Source organism: Erwinia wuhanensis (assembly GCF_030484085.1).
GTDB lineage: Bacteria > Pseudomonadota > Gammaproteobacteria > Enterobacterales > Enterobacteriaceae > Erwinia > Erwinia aeris.
In genome coordinates, this window is record NZ_JAUJUH010000001.1 from 341,563 (window position 1) to 358,079 (window position 16,517).

Genomic DNA, 16,517 nt, shown 5'->3' on the forward strand with positions numbered 1-16,517 from the left:
GTTGTTGCCTGACGACGCGGTGCGTTGATTAACGGAGAAAGGGGAGAAAAGGGTGTCTGATAAAGAGCTGGCTTCAACGGGACGGGATTGCCATATCTGCCTGAACTATATCGATTTTCTCGCGGCTTCCTGTAAAAAACGCTGGAGCTTTGTCGACGCTATTTACGGCGTCATGCCTATTTTCGGCATGGTGACCAAAAACTCGCCCGACCAGTCCTGTCCGCCATCGGAAAGGCTGAAAGCGCTGGCGCTGCAAATCATTTCTACCCAGGTAAGCGATGAGATAAATATCGCCCGATTGATAACCCTGGCTGAACAACAGCACATTGAACGCTTTGAAATCCTGCTGCCTTATCCGCTTTCTGAACAGCAGCTTGAGGCTATCCGCGAAGAGTACGTCAAGCCACTTTCGCTGGAACAGCATGACGATCGGTTAACGATCGCCATGCCCGCTTTTTCTCACTAACGCAGCAGCATCCACGTTGCCGGTGCAGCACCGGCAATCAGCACGCCCATCGCTATTTTTTCCAGTTTATTCAGATAGCCATTTCCCCGGCCGTTGCGGCGCGCCCAGATAAACAGCAGCATCCCGGGCGCATAAAGCACCACGGAAAGCAGCAGGTGCAGCGGCCCGGAGGCGTACAGTAGCCACAAACCGTAGGCGGTGGCACCCAATGCGACGACCAGCGCCGCCGTTTTCTGCTGCGCGCGAGCGACTTTAAACAGGTAGGCACCGACCAGAAGATAGGGCACCAGCACCATTTCGGAAGCGATGGTCAGCAGCGTGTTGTAATCGGAACCGGTCAGCCAAATCAGGATCAGGCAGCCCTGAACGCTCAGATTGGTCAGCCAAAGCGAGGCAGAGGGCGCGCCGCGCGCGTTTTGTTTCGCCAGCGAGCGCGGGAAGGTGCCGTTTCCGGCCGCCAGCATCGGCACTTCCGCCGCCATAATCGTCCAGCTGAGATAGGCGCCGCTAACCGAGACGATCAGCCCCAGCGCGATAACCATATCGCCCCATGAGCCAATCAGGCGGTTCAGCAGGCCCGCCATCGAAGGATTACGCATCTGGGCCAGTTCCGCTCGCGGCACAATGCCAAGAGAAAGCAGCGTAACCAACAGATAGACCACCAGCGCGGCAATTACCGCCAGCAGCGTGGCGCGTCCTACGTCTTTTTTGTTCCTCGCCCGTGCGGAAACCACTACCGCGCCTTCCACGCCGATAAACACCCACAGCGTGATCAGCATGGTGTTTTTGACCTGCTCCCAAACCGGCACGCCCAGCTCGATACCTGAAAAATCAAAGCGGAAACGATCGAGATTGAAGGCCGCTATCGCCAGCACCACAAACAGCCCCAGCGGCACCAGCTTGCCCAGGGTGGCGACAAGGTTAATACTCGCCGCCGTCTGCACGCCGCGCAGCACCAGCCAGTGCACCAGCCAGAGCAGCACCGAAGCGCCCAGCATGGCCTGCCAGGTATTGCCATCGCCAAACACCACGTGGCCCGGCGAGTCGGTAAAGAAGCTCAGGGCGGAGAACACAATCACCAGATATGAGACGTTAGCGATAACCGCGCACAGCCAGTAGCCCCAGGCCGAGCAGAAGCCGACCAGCTCGCCAAAACCGGCACGGGCATAGGTATAGATGCCGCCGTCCAGCTCGGGTTTAAGGCGGGTCAGCAGCAGCAGCGCCAGCGACAGCATAATAATGCCGACGCCGGTGATCGCCCAGCCCGTCAGCAGCGCCGCCGGGCCGGCCACTAACGCCATATTTTGCGGCAGACTAAAAACGCCGGCGCCCAGCATGGAACTCAGTACCAGCGCCGTCAGCGCGGTAAGACCTAATTTTTTGTCCAAAAAAGCATCCCAAAACCAGAATAAAAAACCATAACAGGATGAATGGCTCGCAATTTATACGCTTTGCACGGCTAAACCCGAAGAGATCCCCTGAAACCGGCGGCGATTTTACGGAGTGGCCCAGCGAGATGCAATGCGAAAGAGGGCGAAAAGTGATTGAGTATGCAAATTATGGCGGGAAGTTATGCAGCGGGGCGGCGGTGAGCGCTGTAGCGTTTTGCCTGAGAGAGGCGCGCCAGACGTACAGGCGCGCCTTTGCTGATGCTTACTTAAACAGGTCGGCAGAAACGGTCAGGTTGCCGCCGCTCTGGTTAGACCACTGGCGAGTAATATGATAATACTTGGCGCCTTTCTCAATCGCGGCCCGGCCCACGGCGTCGGAGATCTCCGTAGGCGTACCGAAGTGGCCGGTAAAGGTTACGCTGTCGAACGGCTGCATCTGCGCTGCGGTAATGGCGTTGACTTCCTGCACGCTTTTGCCCTGCGGCGTTCTCACGGTATAGCGTTCGCCGGTAGAGGACTGCGTTTCAAAGAAGCGGCCAACTTTATTGCTTGGCGTTTCGGAAGAGGCGACGCCGGGGATCTGCACAGCCTTCGCGGCAGTACCGCCTGCGGCGATGGCAGCTTTACCTGCCTGAGAATCGGCCGGGATCAGATCCGGAGACTGCACCTGGCGCGCTTTCGCATCGGCTTTGTAAACATAGGCGGTAATATACTGATTGCCGCCGCTGTTGGCGTCGATCTGACGGATAATAAAGAACGAAGCCGCGCCTTTCTCTTTCGCTTTTCGGGTAATAGCGTCGTTAACGTCCGGCTGGCTGTGGTAGAAGCCGCTGACGGAAACCGTATCAAAGGGTTCCAGCTTATAGGCTTCCGACTTGGTCAGCTCGCGCACGCCATTGATCACGCGATCCTGCGATTTCGGCGCCGGCTGCGCATCGTCGCGATAGATATCCGCCACCACGCGCCAGTTGCCGCCATTGTTGTTGCTGTCGTTAATACTTTGTACGTAAAAAGCTTTCGCGCCCAGCTCGTCGGCACGTTTTGAAATCGCCTCGTTGGCTTCGTTAATGGCATTAAAACGGCCGGTAATGCTGATGCGATCGAAAGGCTTCAGCGCCGCCGCTTTTTCCGGCGTCAGTTCCTGGGCCGCATAAGCGGAAAGTGAGGTGAGCGACAACAGGGCTGATGCCAGAATAGTAATCTTCAGCTTCATAAAAATAATCCTTCGCCTTGCGCAAAAAAAATGAGTACGAAAACGTGCTGGACTCTTGATGTGTAACAGATTAGCTCTCGATTATTGCATGTAATAATGCGTCCTGTCTCAGCCATTTTGAGTCAGGCGGCACCGCGATAAGCGCAGCGGCGGCAGGTCATATTAAAAAAATGTTAAATAATACCTTTGCCAACGGCTTTACCACTTAAGCCACTAAATACTATCGTTATTACAGTTAATTGGCTGTTAAATATTACCTTTTGTCGCCGCTTCTTTACCGTTTTGTTACTTTTCCTTAGCAGATTATGCGAGGAATATCGCGAAATAAGCGCTGAAAATCGCGTTTTTGCCGCCTGCGCCGAATTTTTCAGATATAAAAAGGGCAAACGGTACGGCAACGGCTGGTATGACCGTGCCGTTTTCAGTAGTTTATAAAGTGTTCGCAGTAAAACAGGTGGCGCTTAAGCCGCGCCGCCGCAGTAAGAAATCGTCTTACCTCTGATGAAAGGGAATACTATGCTGATTGGAATTACCAAAGAGCGGTTGCCCAATGAAACGCGAGTCGCCGCCACGCCCAAAACGGTTGAGCAGCTGCTGGCGCTGGGCTTCAGCGTGGCGGTGGAGCGGGGCGCAGGCAGGTTAGCCAGCTTTGACGACGACGCTTATGCCGCAGCGGGCGCTACGCTGGTCGATACCGACGCCGTCTGGCAGGCGGATATCGTGCTCAAAGTCAACGCGCCCGGGGATGAAGAAATTACGCAAACCCGTGAGGGCAGTACGCTGGTCAGCTTTATCTGGCCCGCGCAAAATCCGGCGCTGCTGGAGAAGCTGGCGGCGCGCAACGTCACCGTGATGTCGATGGATGCGGTGCCGCGTATTTCCCGCGCGCAGTCGCTGGATGCGCTCAGCTCGATGGCTAACATCGCCGGCTATCGTGCGATCATCGAGGCCGCGCATGAGTTTGGCCGCTTCTTTACGGGCCAGATCACCGCCGCAGGCAAAGTGCCACCGGCTAAGGTGATGGTTATCGGCGCAGGCGTCGCCGGGCTGGCGGCCATCGGTGCGGCAGGCAGCCTTGGCGCTATCGTGCGTGCTTTTGATACCCGCCCGGAAGTGAAAGAGCAGGTGCAGAGCATGGGCGCGGAATTCCTTGAACTCGATTTCGAGGAAGAGGCGGGCAGCGGCGACGGCTATGCGAAAGTGATGTCAGAGGCCTTTATTAAAGCGGAAATGGCGCTGTTCGCCGCGCAGGCGAAGGAAGTGGATATCATTGTCACCACTGCGCTAATCCCCGGCAAACCTGCACCGAAACTGATCACCGCCGACATGGTGGCTGCCATGAAGCCAGGCAGCGTTATTGTCGATCTTGCGGCACAAACCGGCGGCAACTGTGAGCTGACCGTAGCGGACCAGGTCACCACAACTGAAAACGGCGTGAAAATTATCGGCTATACCGATCTGCCGGGCCGCCTGCCTACTCAATCCTCACAGCTTTACGGCACCAACCTCGTCAACCTGCTTAAACTGCTTTGCAAGGAGAAGAATGGCGAGATTACTGTCGACTTCGACGATGTGGTCATCCGGGGCGTAACCGTGGTGCGCCAGGGCGAAATCACCTGGCCTGCGCCGCCGATTCAGGTTTCCGCCGCGCCGAAAGCGGCGCCTGCGGCCGCCAAAGCGCCAGAGAAACCAGAAGCGAAACCCGCTTCACCCTTCCGAAAATATGCGCTGTTTGCGCTGGCTATCGTGCTGTTCGGCTGGCTCGCTAACGTTGCGCCGCCCGCCTTCCTGACCCATTTTACCGTGTTCGCGCTCGCCTGCGTGGTGGGTTACTACGTGGTGTGGAACGTCAGCCACGCGCTGCATACGCCGCTGATGTCGGTCACTAACGCTATCTCCGGCATCATCGTGGTCGGCGCGGTACTGCAAATGGGGCACGGCGGCTGGGTCAGCTTCTTCTCCTTTATTGCCGTGCTGATTGCCAGCATCAATATCTTCGGTGGCTTCACCGTGACTCAGCGCATGCTGAAAATGTTTCGTAAGAACTAAGGGGTAATCAATGTCTGGCGGATTAGTGACTGCAGCATACATTGTTGCCGCAATTCTTTTTATTTGCAGCCTGGCCGGGCTGTCGAAGCATGAAACCGCTAAGCAGGGCAACCTGTTTGGCATCAGCGGCATGGCGATTGCGCTGCTGGCGACGCTGCTTGGCCCCGACAGCAGCAGCGTCGGCTGGGTGCTGTTGGCGATGGTGATCGGCGGCGCGATTGGCGTGCGGCTGGCAAAAAAGGTCGAAATGACCGAAATGCCGGAGCTGGTGGCGGTGCTGCACAGCTTCGTTGGCCTGGCTGCGGTGCTGGTGGGCTTTAACAGCTATCTCGATCACGCGCCCGGAATGGATGCGGTGATAGAGAACATTCATCTCACTGAGGTCTTTATCGGTATCTTTATCGGCGCGGTGACCTTCACCGGTTCGCTGGTCGCCTGGGGCAAGCTGTGCGGGAAACTCTCTTCCCGGCCGCTGGCGCTGCCGCACCGGCACCGGCTTAATCTGCTGGCGCTGGTGGTATCGCTTTGCCTGCTGATTATCTTTGTGCGCACCGACAGCACGGGATGGCAGGGCTTTGCGCTATTGCTGATGACCATCATTGCGCTGGCGTTCGGCTGGCATCTGGTGGCTTCCATCGGCGGCGCGGATATGCCGGTCGTGGTATCTATGCTCAACTCCTATTCGGGCTGGGCGGCGGCGGCGGCGGGCTTTATGCTCAGCAACGACCTGCTGATCGTGACCGGCGCGCTGGTCGGTTCAAGCGGCGCCATTCTCTCTTACATTATGTGTAAGGCGATGAACCGCTCCTTTATCAGCGTTATCGCAGGCGGTTTCGGCACCGACAGCAGCTCGACCGGCGAAGGCGAGGAAGCGGGCGAGTACCGCGAAATCGACGTGCAGGGAACGGCGGAACTGCTGAAGAACTCGCGCAGCGTGATCATTACCCCGGGCTACGGGATGGCGGTAGCGCAGGCGCAGTATCCCGTAGCGGAAATCACCGAGAAGCTGCGTGCACAGGGCATTAAGGTGCGCTTTGGCATTCATCCGGTCGCCGGACGTCTGCCGGGCCATATGAACGTGCTGCTGGCCGAGGCGCGGGTGCCTTACGATATCGTGCTGGAAATGGATGAAATCAACGACGACTTCAGCGAAACGGATACCGTGCTGGTGATTGGCGCCAACGATACCGTCAACCCGGCGGCGCAGGAAGATCCGCGTAGCCCAATCGCGGGGATGCCGGTGCTGGAAGTGTGGAAAGCGCAGAACGTGGTGGTCTTTAAGCGTTCCATGAACACCGGCTATGCCGGCGTGCAGAACCCGCTGTTCTTTCGTGACAACACCCAGATGCTGTTTGGTGATGCGAAAGCCACGGTGGATGCCATTCTGAAAGCGCTGTAACAGGCGCTGAAGGTAAGAGGCCGGGGAGTTCCCCGGCCTTTTTTTTGACTAACGATCAGTCGTCTTCGTCATCATCCAGTTCGATCGGCGATACGAAGCCTTCCGGCTTGATCGCCAGCAGATCGCAACGCAGATGATCGATAACCTGCTCCGCCGTATTGCCCAGGAAAGCCGCTGACAGTCCGGTGCGGCCAATAGTGCCAAGCACCACCACGCCAGCGTCCAGCCGATCCGCCAGGTCCGGGATCACTTCTTCCGGCAGGCCTTTTGCTACATGAGTAAACTTTTCGTCGATGCTGAAGCTTTGCCGTAATGCCTTCATCGCCAGCAGGTGCTGACCACGGATCGCATCGTTGTAAACGCTGGGATCGAAGTCGGGCAGCTCAATGGCGATATTTACCGGGGTAACAGGATAGGCGCCAACCAGATGGACTTCGGTATGGTTGACCTGTTTCGCCAGCTCCAGCGTCTCTTTGACCAGTTGAGTATTCAACGGGTCGTGATGTGGCTCTTCGCTGGCGAGATTTACCGCCACTACCGCCTTGCCGCCTTCCGGCCAGGGCTGGTCTTTTACCATCCATACCGGGCAGGGACACTTGCGCAGCAGGTGCCAGTCGGTAGGCGTAAACACCACCGACTGAAGTCGGTCGTGCTGATGTGCCATCTTCAGCAGCAGATCGTAGCCGCCGTCCAGCACTTCCTGAATAATCGCCTCGTAGGGGCGGTTATGCCAGACCACCTTGATATCAATGTTCACGCCCGCGGCCAGATAGGCTTTTGCCTGCTCGCGGATCCATTCGGTGCGCTGGCTAATCACCCCTTTGCGCATGGTGACGCGCTCGTCGGGCGACAGCAGCGTCGTCATTTCGTAAGAAAAATCATAGATAGGCAGAAAAGCCGTGATCTGACCACCGAGGCGCTGATTAAGATAGACAGCACGGCGCAGCGCTGGCTGGTCGTCCTGTTGCGCGTCGATCGCCACGAGAATGTTTTGGTACTTAGCCATAACGGGTCCTCCATACGCTGGTTAGCTTAAAAGATAGCCCAATCAACGTCGGGAAAGAAAGAAAAAGTTATAGCCAGATCAATATTATAACAAAAGGATCGCTAAAAGCGGCTGGTACGGTCGTCTGCCCGCTTTTCCACCGCGCGAAAACGGCTAAACGGGGGCTATGACAGCATAGTGAAAGGCAAGAGGTAAGCCGGAAAATGGGTCTGACGCTCAGTGGAACGAAAACTCACATTAAACAATATTGTCTTCCTCTGACGCCTCTTTTAATGGCCGCAGATGCCCTTTTGTCACCAGTTTTGCCATAATGGCCGGGCATATTGATATGTCCGTGGCAAAGCAAAGCGGTGAGAGGCGTGCAATATCTTTATCATTCAGGGTTTTCCCCTGTGCCCGGAGATGATCCAGGGCTGCCTGCATATAAATAGTATTCCATAACACGACGGCGTTAGTGACTAGCCCCATGCTCCCAGTTGATCTTCCTGACCGTCGGTATATCACTTTCTTATCTCACCTTTCTGACCGTGACAGATAGCTCTGGCAACGGCATGGCGGCTTTCTCCACGGTTAAGTTGAGTCAGGATGCGCCTGCGATAATCTTCATCATCAATATAATTAAGCAGATACAGCGTTTTGTTAATGCGTCCCACTTCAATGATTGCCCGAGTTAGTCCGAAGGGGCGTCCACTTTTCAGTAATGAACGGACCAGCACCGAAGCCTGTACCTTGCCCAGTTTCAGAGAGCCTGCGGCCCGGATCATTTCGTCCCACTGAAGGACTATTTTTTGGGGATCTGACTGCCTTCTGGCAATATCATTCAGTACGCCATAATCGGCGTCATTGTCCATGCGCCAGAAAACCGAAGCACCGGCATCAGCCAGGCGCGGGGAAAACGGGTATCCCAGCAGCCAGAAAAGACCAAAGACGAGATCGCTGGCCCCTGCGGTATCGGTCATAATTTCGGTGGGATTCAGCCCTGTTTCCTGTTCCAGAAGGCCTTCCAGCACAAAGATCGAGTCCCTCAGCGTCCCCGGTATAACGATGCCATGAAAGCCGGAATACTGATCGGACATAAAGTTGTATCAGGTGATCCTCCTGTTATGGCCAAAGTATTTGCGGTTCGGTCCGGCATTGATTGTTTTGACCGGCGTAACAAAGTGCATTCCGCCTGCAGAGGCCACTTCGCCACCACCCCAGACCTGCGCCAGTGTTGCCTGAAAATCAACCAGCCTGGCATTCGCACTGGTGATAGTTTCAGCCCGAAGGTAGTTTGCTTTTTTCCAGTTCAGTCGGTGTTGGGTCAGGGCAGGATCACATGATCATATCAGGGGTTCCAGGAGGATATTGAAGGCCTCGGCCATTAGTACGGCGCTGTTGCTGACGGAGAGATCGTCAACTCTGACGCTGGCTTCACTGGCATGGAAAAACTCATCAGCAAATCCGGTATGGGCGTTGATTTCGAGCAACAGCTCTGTCAAATCCACAGTCGGGAGTAGATCACTGACCTGTTTGCTCATTCGTTTCTGGGAAACATGGTAGTCACTATTCTGTCGGCTGTAGCCCAAGCCGAAAGACAGAGAATTCTGGAACGTACAAACGAAGGCAGACAGGCGGCAAAGCTGAAAGCCATATGCTTTGGCCGCAAGCGAACACTCAACCCGGAACAGGTGCTGGCTCTACGGCAGGAAGGCTTGGATGCATCAGAAATAGCCCGCCGACTGAATATTGCCCGCTCAACAGTCTATAAAATTCTGAGCGAAGCATAATGATTTGCCGCTTTCCCTGTCCGTCATCAACGTTTGTATAAATAAAAGTGCGTTACCCTGCGACCTCTTAAATTTCGGACCCGACAGGGAGTCAGCATGATAATCAGCCCGCCGTTTGTTCGCCCCCGGAACGCCGGAGAAAGCGATCCGTCATGGGTCAACAGAATGATGCCCGTGGATATAAACCGGGACTTCCCGCTCAACCGGCATGCGTCATGGCACGGTGGTGTGCATGTTCTCCACACCGACCGCCGCGAGGAAGGCTACGACCGCATTGAGTTCGTCCGCGCCATTGCGGACGGGGAGGTTGTTTCTTTTCGTTCTCCGTCTTCCACAGACAAACGCGATGCATTCCCGCTGAATTATGATGGCAGAACCAATGACGGGTACGTGCTGCTGAAGCATCAGACCGATATCGGTGAAAACTGTAGCGTCGTGTATTACTCCCTGTACATGCATCTACGGGAACGGCTGGCCCCCGCCATCAGGGACGGTGCCAGAATCTGGCGCAAGGACCGCATCGGGCAGAGCGGTACGGTGGATAACGTGAATGCCTTTCACTTTGAGGTGTTCTGTGACAACGAAAACATGCTGAAACTGACCAGACGCACCACGCCTGAACTCGATATCACCCGTGACGGCAGAACCGACACGGTTTACGGCGATATCCATTTTTATTTACCGTCAGGCACACAGTTTTATGACCATGTGCCTGACGCAAGCTCACCGGTCACAGACCACCTTAATTTTGTCCATACCAGCACAGAACCGTTGTACGTCAGCATGACCTTCGAAAAAGGCGACTGTACGATGGTCACCCGCAGACAGAGCGCTACTGCGGCGGCACTTTTCGACTCTGTGGGGGAGCCATTGGTCAACACCGATGCCGTAGCTGATGATGAAATTCCGTATGAATACAGTCTGTACCGGACAGCCCGTAGACTGTACCCGCAGAATCCGTCTGCCGGGTTCGAACTGCTCCGTTTCGGCCGGGTCATCAGTACCGGACATGAAACTCTGACGCCCGCTGATGCCCCGCTGTGGCGTACCGTCAGCTTCCCCGGCGGAACGGGCATGGTCAATCTGGCTTCCCCTGACATCAAAAAATTCAGCGATGCCGACTTCCCGCACTGGACGGGGTGGCGGATGGTGGACGATGACACGGACAACAACAGCCAGTGTAATTCCCCTCTTATCGCCGCATTACAGGAAAGCGGGCGCCTCAGCGACCCGAGCAGCCGTCTGGTCTGCCATTTTCCGGTGGAGTGGAATGCCGCCACCTTTGACCCGCGCTATGCCTGGCTCAGAACCGGCTCTGACGATGTTCCTGCCATGTCTGATGAGGACTATGCCCGGCTGAAAAGTCATGCCTCAGCGCTGTGCTTTGACACGGGAGAACTCGGTACTGGTCGGATGTGGCATTTTCATCCGACGGCTTTTATTGCCCATTTCCGCAAGTGCTGCTGGCTCAGCAAGTCAGAGCTGAAGCAGCTTGTTCCCCGGAACCTGTTAAGAATGGCCGGCCGGAATGATTATCGCTGGGAGGCCATCACCTACCGGGACGGCGCCGGCAGCGTCGCGGACAACATCCGCACGCACATAAACAGGGCAATGCAGAAATACCTGATAACCACCCCGCTGCGCATCGCCTGTTTCCTGGGAAACGGCATTCAGGAAACGGGCTGGCTGGGGTCGATGGAGGAAGGGTATCGCTATACGGAAACAGACCCGCGCACGCGTCAGGTCATTCGACGCTACAACATCTGGTACTACCCGTGGTACGGGCGCGGCCTGTTACAGCTGACTAACCCTGAAAACTACTTTAATTATTTCAGCTTCAGGGGGCGAACCTGCCCGGAAAATATCAGGAACACCCTGATAAATGAATACCGTCGTCTGTATGCACACCGCCCACTTCGCTACACCGACAATCACCTGTCTGATACCGAAAACCACGTCCCGGAGAACATTATCCGGTGGCGGAATAACGTCAGCAGCGACCTCTATGAGGCGGCCAGCAGCGCCGGATTTTACTGGGTTTCAATGAGTATGGCCCCCTACGCTGATGCCGAACATGTGCTGGAGCGGTGCAGCGTCACTCCCCGGCGGAGCGGGATAAAGATTTACTATCGCAGCCAGGCCTTCTGGCAGGCCAGCGCCGCCGTTAACCTGCCGGGTCAGATCGATAACGAACACTATCAGGGGCTGAATGGCTTTGATACCCGCTGCTGCGTCTACGGCAGCGCGATAGCCGTCCTCACCGAGCAGAAATTCCCGGACAGCCATAACAACCCGGTCAACGAAAAACCCGAATCAGACCAGCTAAGGAAAGGCTGATGAAAAAATTATTACTGCTGATGGCAATCCCGTTTTTTTCCTCAGGAGAAATAACCCCCGAGATTACTACTCCAGACAAATTCAGTGCTCTGCCTTTTTACCAAAAAACATTACATCGATATGACTACCTGGCGGATACAGGCTGTGGAATTGTTTCATTAAAATTATTCTACCCAGCTGAGCATAATAAATATCCACCATCAGGTCCCAGCCCATGGCTTTGTCTGTATGCTGTAGATGTCATCAGCAACGGATACGGACCGGGACAGGTCCTGCCTGAAAGGATCTACCTTGATAAAAAAACAGGACAGTGGAAAAAGAAAAAGTACGCCCTGAGCAGGGAAAGTACACAACGTTCCCTTGAAGTTTATGGCATTAAAAGCCTGAGTGAGCTGCAGCCTCTGGATCTGTATAATATCCGGTCCGTCAATGCCCGTGGCTATGCGATAGTAAACCGCAATATTCCCCTGGAGGAAAAAAAGAAAGGGGTGAAGAAAAAAATGTCATTCTGCCTGATACAAAACCAGAGCTATTCTGCTTTCTGCGGTTCAAGATCGATGCTCAAACTCGTCGACGGGAAAGAAGTAGATTTCACCCCCTATATGCTTAAATCTCTTGAAACGGTCGAAATGGGTTTGTCGGAATAATAAAATAATTGACTGCGATTGAAATTCTTCATAAGCCCAATTCAGAGCCATATAAACAGCTAAGGTTCTCACAAGCAAAAGGATCTAATAAGGATCTTTTTGCTTATCCTGGCTTACCATAATCTCCTGGCTTGAGTTTTCGTTCCACGGAGCGTCAGACCCCGAAAGAAAGCGGCAGGATGGACAAAACTGCCAGGTCAGCGCACCGGGCCAGACAATGGAAAAACAGGCGGATTAACGCACCAGGCCAGAGAATGAAAAACCGGCCGGATTAGCGCACCGGGCCAGACAATGGAAAAACAGGCGGATTAACGCACCAGGCCAGAGAATGAAAAACCGGCCGGATTAGCGCACCGGGCCAGACAATGGAAAAACAGGCGGATTAACGCACCAGGCCAGAGAATGAAAAACCGGCCGGATTAACGCACCGGGCCAGAGAATGGAAAAACAGATGGATTAACGCACCGGGTCACCGGTCGAAGAAAAGCAGCCGGACTGGCGAACCAGTCCGGCATAGCATCAGGCAATCGCGCGGCTTTGACCAGCCAGCTGCGACAGCACCTCATGATTTTCGATAGTGATGTATTTGCCTTTCACCGCCAGCATACCGCTTTTCTGAAAGCGGCCCAGCAGGCGGCTGATGGTTTCAACCGTCAGGCCGAGGTAGTTGCCGATATCGCCACGGGTCATGGTCAGACGGAATTCGCGCTGGGAGAAGCCGCGCTCGCCGAAGCGGCGGGAAAGGCCATAGATAAAGGCGGCAAGACGCTCTTCCGCATTTTTCTTCGACAGTAGCAGGATCATCTCCTGATCGCCCTTAATCTCGCCGCTCATCAGCCGCATCATCTGCTGACGCAGGCTGGGCATTTTGCCAGACAGATCGTCCAAGGTTTCAAAAGGAATTTCGCAGACCATAGCGGTTTCCAGCGCCTGAGAAAAGCTGGGGTGCTGACCGCCACTGATGGCGTCGAAGCCTACCAGGTCGCCCGCCAGGTGAAAGCCGGTGATCTGCTCGTCGCCCTGTTCGGTAATGGTATAGCTTTTGATGGTCCCGGAACGAATGGCGTACAGCGACTTCAGTTCGTCACCGGCTTTGAACAGCGTTTGCCCTTTCTGAATAGGCTTTTTGCGCTCGATGATGTTATCCAGCTGATCGAGTTCGTGCTCGTTCAGCGTGAAAGGAATACAGAGCTGGCTGATGCTGCAATCCTGACAGTGAATCGCACAACCGCCAGACTGGATACGTCTGTTGATAACACGTTTTTCCGGGATCATAGTGTTGGCTCGAGTGATTATTGATTGAGGTCAATTTTAACATTTTTTGCTCAGCAAAGGGAACTCATCCAGGCCTTTTTAGCCACATAAAAAACAGGGACGTCACTTTTGGTGACGTCCCGTTTAAAAAAGTGCCAAAAGCCAAACCTACGTTTTATCGGGCGTCGCGGCCGTTGAACCGTAGTTATTAAGGTTGTTTTTGGCGCTTTTTCTGGAGGGTTGTTCTACCTGAATAATCAACGTCAGCACCCCGGCTAACAGGTAAAGCGCGGTGTAGGTCCAGACCACGCCCTTGATATCAAAAAAGGGCAGTACCAGCGAGGCGATGGCGGGCGCAAGAAAATTGCTCAGGCCAGCGGAGAGGTTGTAGATGGAGATCGCCGCACCTTTATGCTTCGGCTCCAGCACGGGAAATACCGCCGTCATCGGCACAAACGCCGCGACTGTAATGCCCAGCATGACGGCGGGCACCAGCGCCATCCAGAAGTTATGACCAAAGGTCACCGGCAGGTAATAGAAGGCCAGGCTGGAAATCGCGCAGCCCAGGCAGCCAAACCAGCGCACCTGACGGATCCAGCCGATATATTCGCCCAGCACACCCCACATAATATTGGTGAAGATGGTAACGAAAAAGAATACCGCCCAGATTTGCAGCCATTCCGACATGGTAAAGCCCAGGCGCCCGACGAACAGCATCGGCATAATCACTGCAAAGCCAAACAGCGACAGCGTATTGATAATGCGGATCAGGCAGGCCAGGAAGATGTTGCGGTTAGTGAAGAGAATGGTCACGGCCCGCGACAGCTCGGTCAGTTTTTCACGTGGGGAAAGATTGGCTTTCTCGCTCTCGCCGCCGACCTTGCGCAGCAGAGTCATCGCCATCAGCCCGCCAGCCGCTACCCAGGCTATAGCAAACCACAGGGTGCCGGTTTCACCGAGCCAGGGAATGGTAAAGCTGGGCAGATAGCTGCCGACGCAGCCGATGCCGATGGAATACATCGCCCAAAACCAGCCCATGGCGGAAGAGAGCTGGTGTTTAGGCACGTTCTGCACAATCAGCATCACAAACGAATAAATGAACAGCGGATAGGCAAGACCGCGAATGCCGTAGAACAGCAGCATCAGCGGATAGTTGCGCAGCCCCAGGCCCAGCGTCATAAACAGAATATGCATCACTACCCACAGTAGAAAACCGATACGCATTGCGCGCTGCGGCGTAATGATCTCCGCGACTACGCCGGAGCTCCAGGCCGCCAGCGCCGCTGCGCCGCCGTAAACCGTGAACACCAGCGCAGACTGCGCGGGCGAAAAGCCGAGATCGGTAATGTGCTTCGACAGGAAAGCCATTTCAAAGCCGTCCCCGCTCATAAAGACGGCGATGGCGATATAACCCCATATTAACGACAAGGGGAGGCCGAACCAGTTATTGGCTGATTTCATCATATTTCCTCTCAGGCGTGCAGGTGACGGACGCCTGAGGCGTCCGCATCAGTGTTCAGAAACCGGATGCGCGAGCATCGCGCTGCTGTTGGTAGAGCAGGCGGAAGTGGTCGAGCCGCCTTTGCAAATGATGATGACGAAGCGCATTGGGCAGATAGCGCCGCAGCACGGCAGGTTTACGGCAGACCTCGGCCGGATCGCCGCCGTCGGCCAGCCAGCCCAGACGCGCCGCGCCCAATGCGCCGCCCGCTTCGCCGCCCTGATGGGTAACTATCGGCAGATCCAGCGTATCCGCAATCAGCTGCGCCCAGAACCCGCTTCGCGCGCCGCCGCCGGTCAACGAACAGCTTTCCAGCTCGGTGCCCGCCGCCCGCAACGCCTGTAGGCCGTCGGCAATGCCGAAGGCGACGCCCTCCAGCACGCTATAGGCCAGCGCTGCACGGTTAGTGGCATGGGTCAGACCATGAAAAGCGCCGGTGGCCTGCGGATCGTTATGCGGCGTGCGTTCACCGGAAAGGTAGGGCAAAAAGAGCGGGGCGCTGCGCTGAACTGTCTCGCTTAGCGCCGCCACCTTGGCCAGCAGATCGGTTTCGCTGGCGTTCAGCAGATCGCACAGCCAGCGCAGGCTGGAGGCCGCCGTCAGCATGACGCTCATCTGGTGCCAGCGATCGGGCAAGGCATGGCAAAAAGCGTGTACGGCAGAGGCGGGCGCGGGACGAAAACGATCGTTGACCGCAAACAGCACGCCGGAGGTGCCAAGGGAAATAAAAGCGTCGCCGGGTTCGATCGCCCCCAGCCCGACCGCGCTGGCCGCGTTATCGCCACCGCCGCCCGCAATCACTATACCTTCCTGCAAGCCCCAGCGCCGCGCGACATCAGCCTGTAGCCTGCCGCCGGGCTGCGATCCCTCCGTCAGCCGCGGCATCTGGTCGCGGTTCAGCCCGCAGGCCGCCAGCAGGGCATCCGACCAGTCGCGCCTGGCGATATCCAGCCACAGCGTACCGGCGGCATCGGACATATCGCTGATCTTTTCACCGCACATCTGCCAGCGCAGATAGTCCTTAGGCAGCAGAACGCTGGCGATGCGAGAAAAAATCTCGGGTTCATGGCGGGCGACCCACAGCAGCTTCGGCGCGGTAAAACCGGGCATCGCCAGATTGCCCGCCACGCTGTGCAGGTCGGCAGCCCGTTGCGTCAGCTCCTCGCACTCGGCTGCGCTACGCGTGTCGTTCCATAATATGCACGGGCGCAATACCTGATTTTCCCTGTCCAGCAGCACCGCGCCATGCATCTGGCCGGAAAGCCCGATGGCGCGGATTTGCTGCCAGCGAGCACCAGCCTGCTGGCGCAGCTCGTCAATGGCCTGCTCCAGCGCCAGCCACCAGCTGTGCGGATCCTGCTCCGCGTAGTGGGGCTGCGGCCGCTGTACGTCCAGTTTTACACCGCTGGCGGCCACGATTTCGCCTGCGGCATCGATAACCAGCGTTTTGATTTCAGAGGTGCCAAGATCGATCCCGAGATACAT

11 protein-coding genes and 2 pseudogenes are annotated in these 16,517 nt (G+C 55.9%); 6 read left to right on the plus strand and 7 right to left on the minus strand.

The genetic code is table 11. The features are described from left to right. Positions 1–52: 52 nt before the first annotated feature. Positions 53–466, plus strand: a complete 414-nt coding sequence (locus QZH36_RS01590) for a hypothetical protein (RefSeq protein WP_125287647.1) — start codon at positions 53–55, stop codon at positions 464–466. On the opposite strand, the gene QZH36_RS01595 is transcribed toward QZH36_RS01590, so the two are convergent. Further along, positions 463–1,854 carry a basic amino acid/polyamine antiporter gene (locus QZH36_RS01595; RefSeq protein WP_301729503.1) on the minus strand — a complete coding sequence of 464 codons (1,392 nt, stop codon included), beginning with the start codon at positions 1,852–1,854 and terminating at the stop codon, positions 463–465. The two genes, QZH36_RS01590 and QZH36_RS01595, sit on opposite strands and share 4 nt — an antisense overlap. A gap of 265 nt (positions 1,855–2,119) precedes the next feature. Continuing rightward, positions 2,120–3,070 carry a DUF1471 family protein YdgH gene (gene ydgH / locus QZH36_RS01600; protein WP_253453965.1) on the minus strand — a complete coding sequence of 317 codons (951 nt, stop codon included), beginning with the start codon at positions 3,068–3,070 and terminating at the stop codon, positions 2,120–2,122. A gap of 516 nt (positions 3,071–3,586) precedes the next feature. Here ydgH and pntA point away from each other — a divergent pair. After that, positions 3,587–5,119, plus strand: coding sequence for a Re/Si-specific NAD(P)(+) transhydrogenase subunit alpha (pntA, locus tag QZH36_RS01605; protein ID WP_301729504.1), 1,533 nt, complete (start codon positions 3,587–3,589; stop codon positions 5,117–5,119). A 10-nt stretch (positions 5,120–5,129) separates the two neighbouring features. Further along, complete coding sequence (gene pntB, locus QZH36_RS01610; protein ID WP_253453969.1) at positions 5,130–6,518, plus strand: Re/Si-specific NAD(P)(+) transhydrogenase subunit beta; 1,389 nt, start codon at positions 5,130–5,132, stop codon at positions 6,516–6,518. 55 nt (positions 6,519–6,573) lie between these two features. Here pntB and uspE read toward each other — a convergent pair whose 3' ends face one another. Together uspE and QZH36_RS01620 are read right to left on the minus strand one after the other, a co-directional pair. Continuing rightward, complete coding sequence (uspE, locus tag QZH36_RS01615; protein ID WP_253453971.1) at positions 6,574–7,524, minus strand: universal stress protein UspE; 951 nt, start codon at positions 7,522–7,524, stop codon at positions 6,574–6,576. Positions 7,525–7,761: 237 nt separating this feature from the next. Further along, positions 7,762–9,026 (minus strand): annotated as a pseudogene (locus QZH36_RS01620) (Tn3 family transposase); the annotation flags it as partial. Between the two features lie 24 nt (positions 9,027–9,050). Here QZH36_RS01620 and QZH36_RS01625 point away from each other — a divergent pair. The 3 genes and pseudogenes from QZH36_RS01625 to QZH36_RS01635 form a co-directional block, all read left to right on the plus strand. Continuing rightward, positions 9,051–9,293, plus strand: a pseudogene (locus QZH36_RS01625) (helix-turn-helix domain-containing protein); the annotation flags it as partial. Positions 9,294–9,389: 96 nt separating this feature from the next. Then, entirely contained in the window at positions 9,390–11,630 is a 2,241-nt protein-coding gene (locus QZH36_RS01630; RefSeq protein ID WP_301729505.1) for a M23 family peptidase, read from the plus strand. Then, a complete protein-coding gene (locus tag QZH36_RS01635) occupies positions 11,630–12,277 on the plus strand; it encodes a hypothetical protein (protein WP_253453975.1) in 648 nt (215 codons plus the stop codon). Before QZH36_RS01630 ends, QZH36_RS01635 begins: the two co-directional genes overlap by 1 nt. 519 nt (positions 12,278–12,796) lie before the next feature. Here QZH36_RS01635 and fnr read toward each other — a convergent pair. The 3 genes from fnr to xylB all read right to left on the minus strand — a co-directional run bounded on the left by fnr (position 12,797) and on the right by xylB (position 16,517). Beyond that, on the minus strand, positions 12,797–13,552 hold the full coding sequence (gene fnr / locus QZH36_RS01640) for a fumarate/nitrate reduction transcriptional regulator Fnr (protein WP_125287641.1): 756 nt from the start codon (positions 13,550–13,552) through the stop codon (positions 12,797–12,799). A 147-nt stretch (positions 13,553–13,699) separates the two neighbouring features. Next, positions 13,700–14,992: an MFS transporter gene (locus tag QZH36_RS01645; protein ID WP_253453976.1), complete on the minus strand. Its 1,293-nt coding sequence runs from the start codon at positions 14,990–14,992 to the stop codon at positions 13,700–13,702. A 55-nt stretch (positions 14,993–15,047) separates the two neighbouring features. Further along, positions 15,048–16,517 carry a xylulokinase gene (gene xylB / locus QZH36_RS01650; protein WP_301729506.1) on the minus strand — a complete coding sequence of 490 codons (1,470 nt, stop codon included), beginning with the start codon at positions 16,515–16,517 and terminating at the stop codon, positions 15,048–15,050.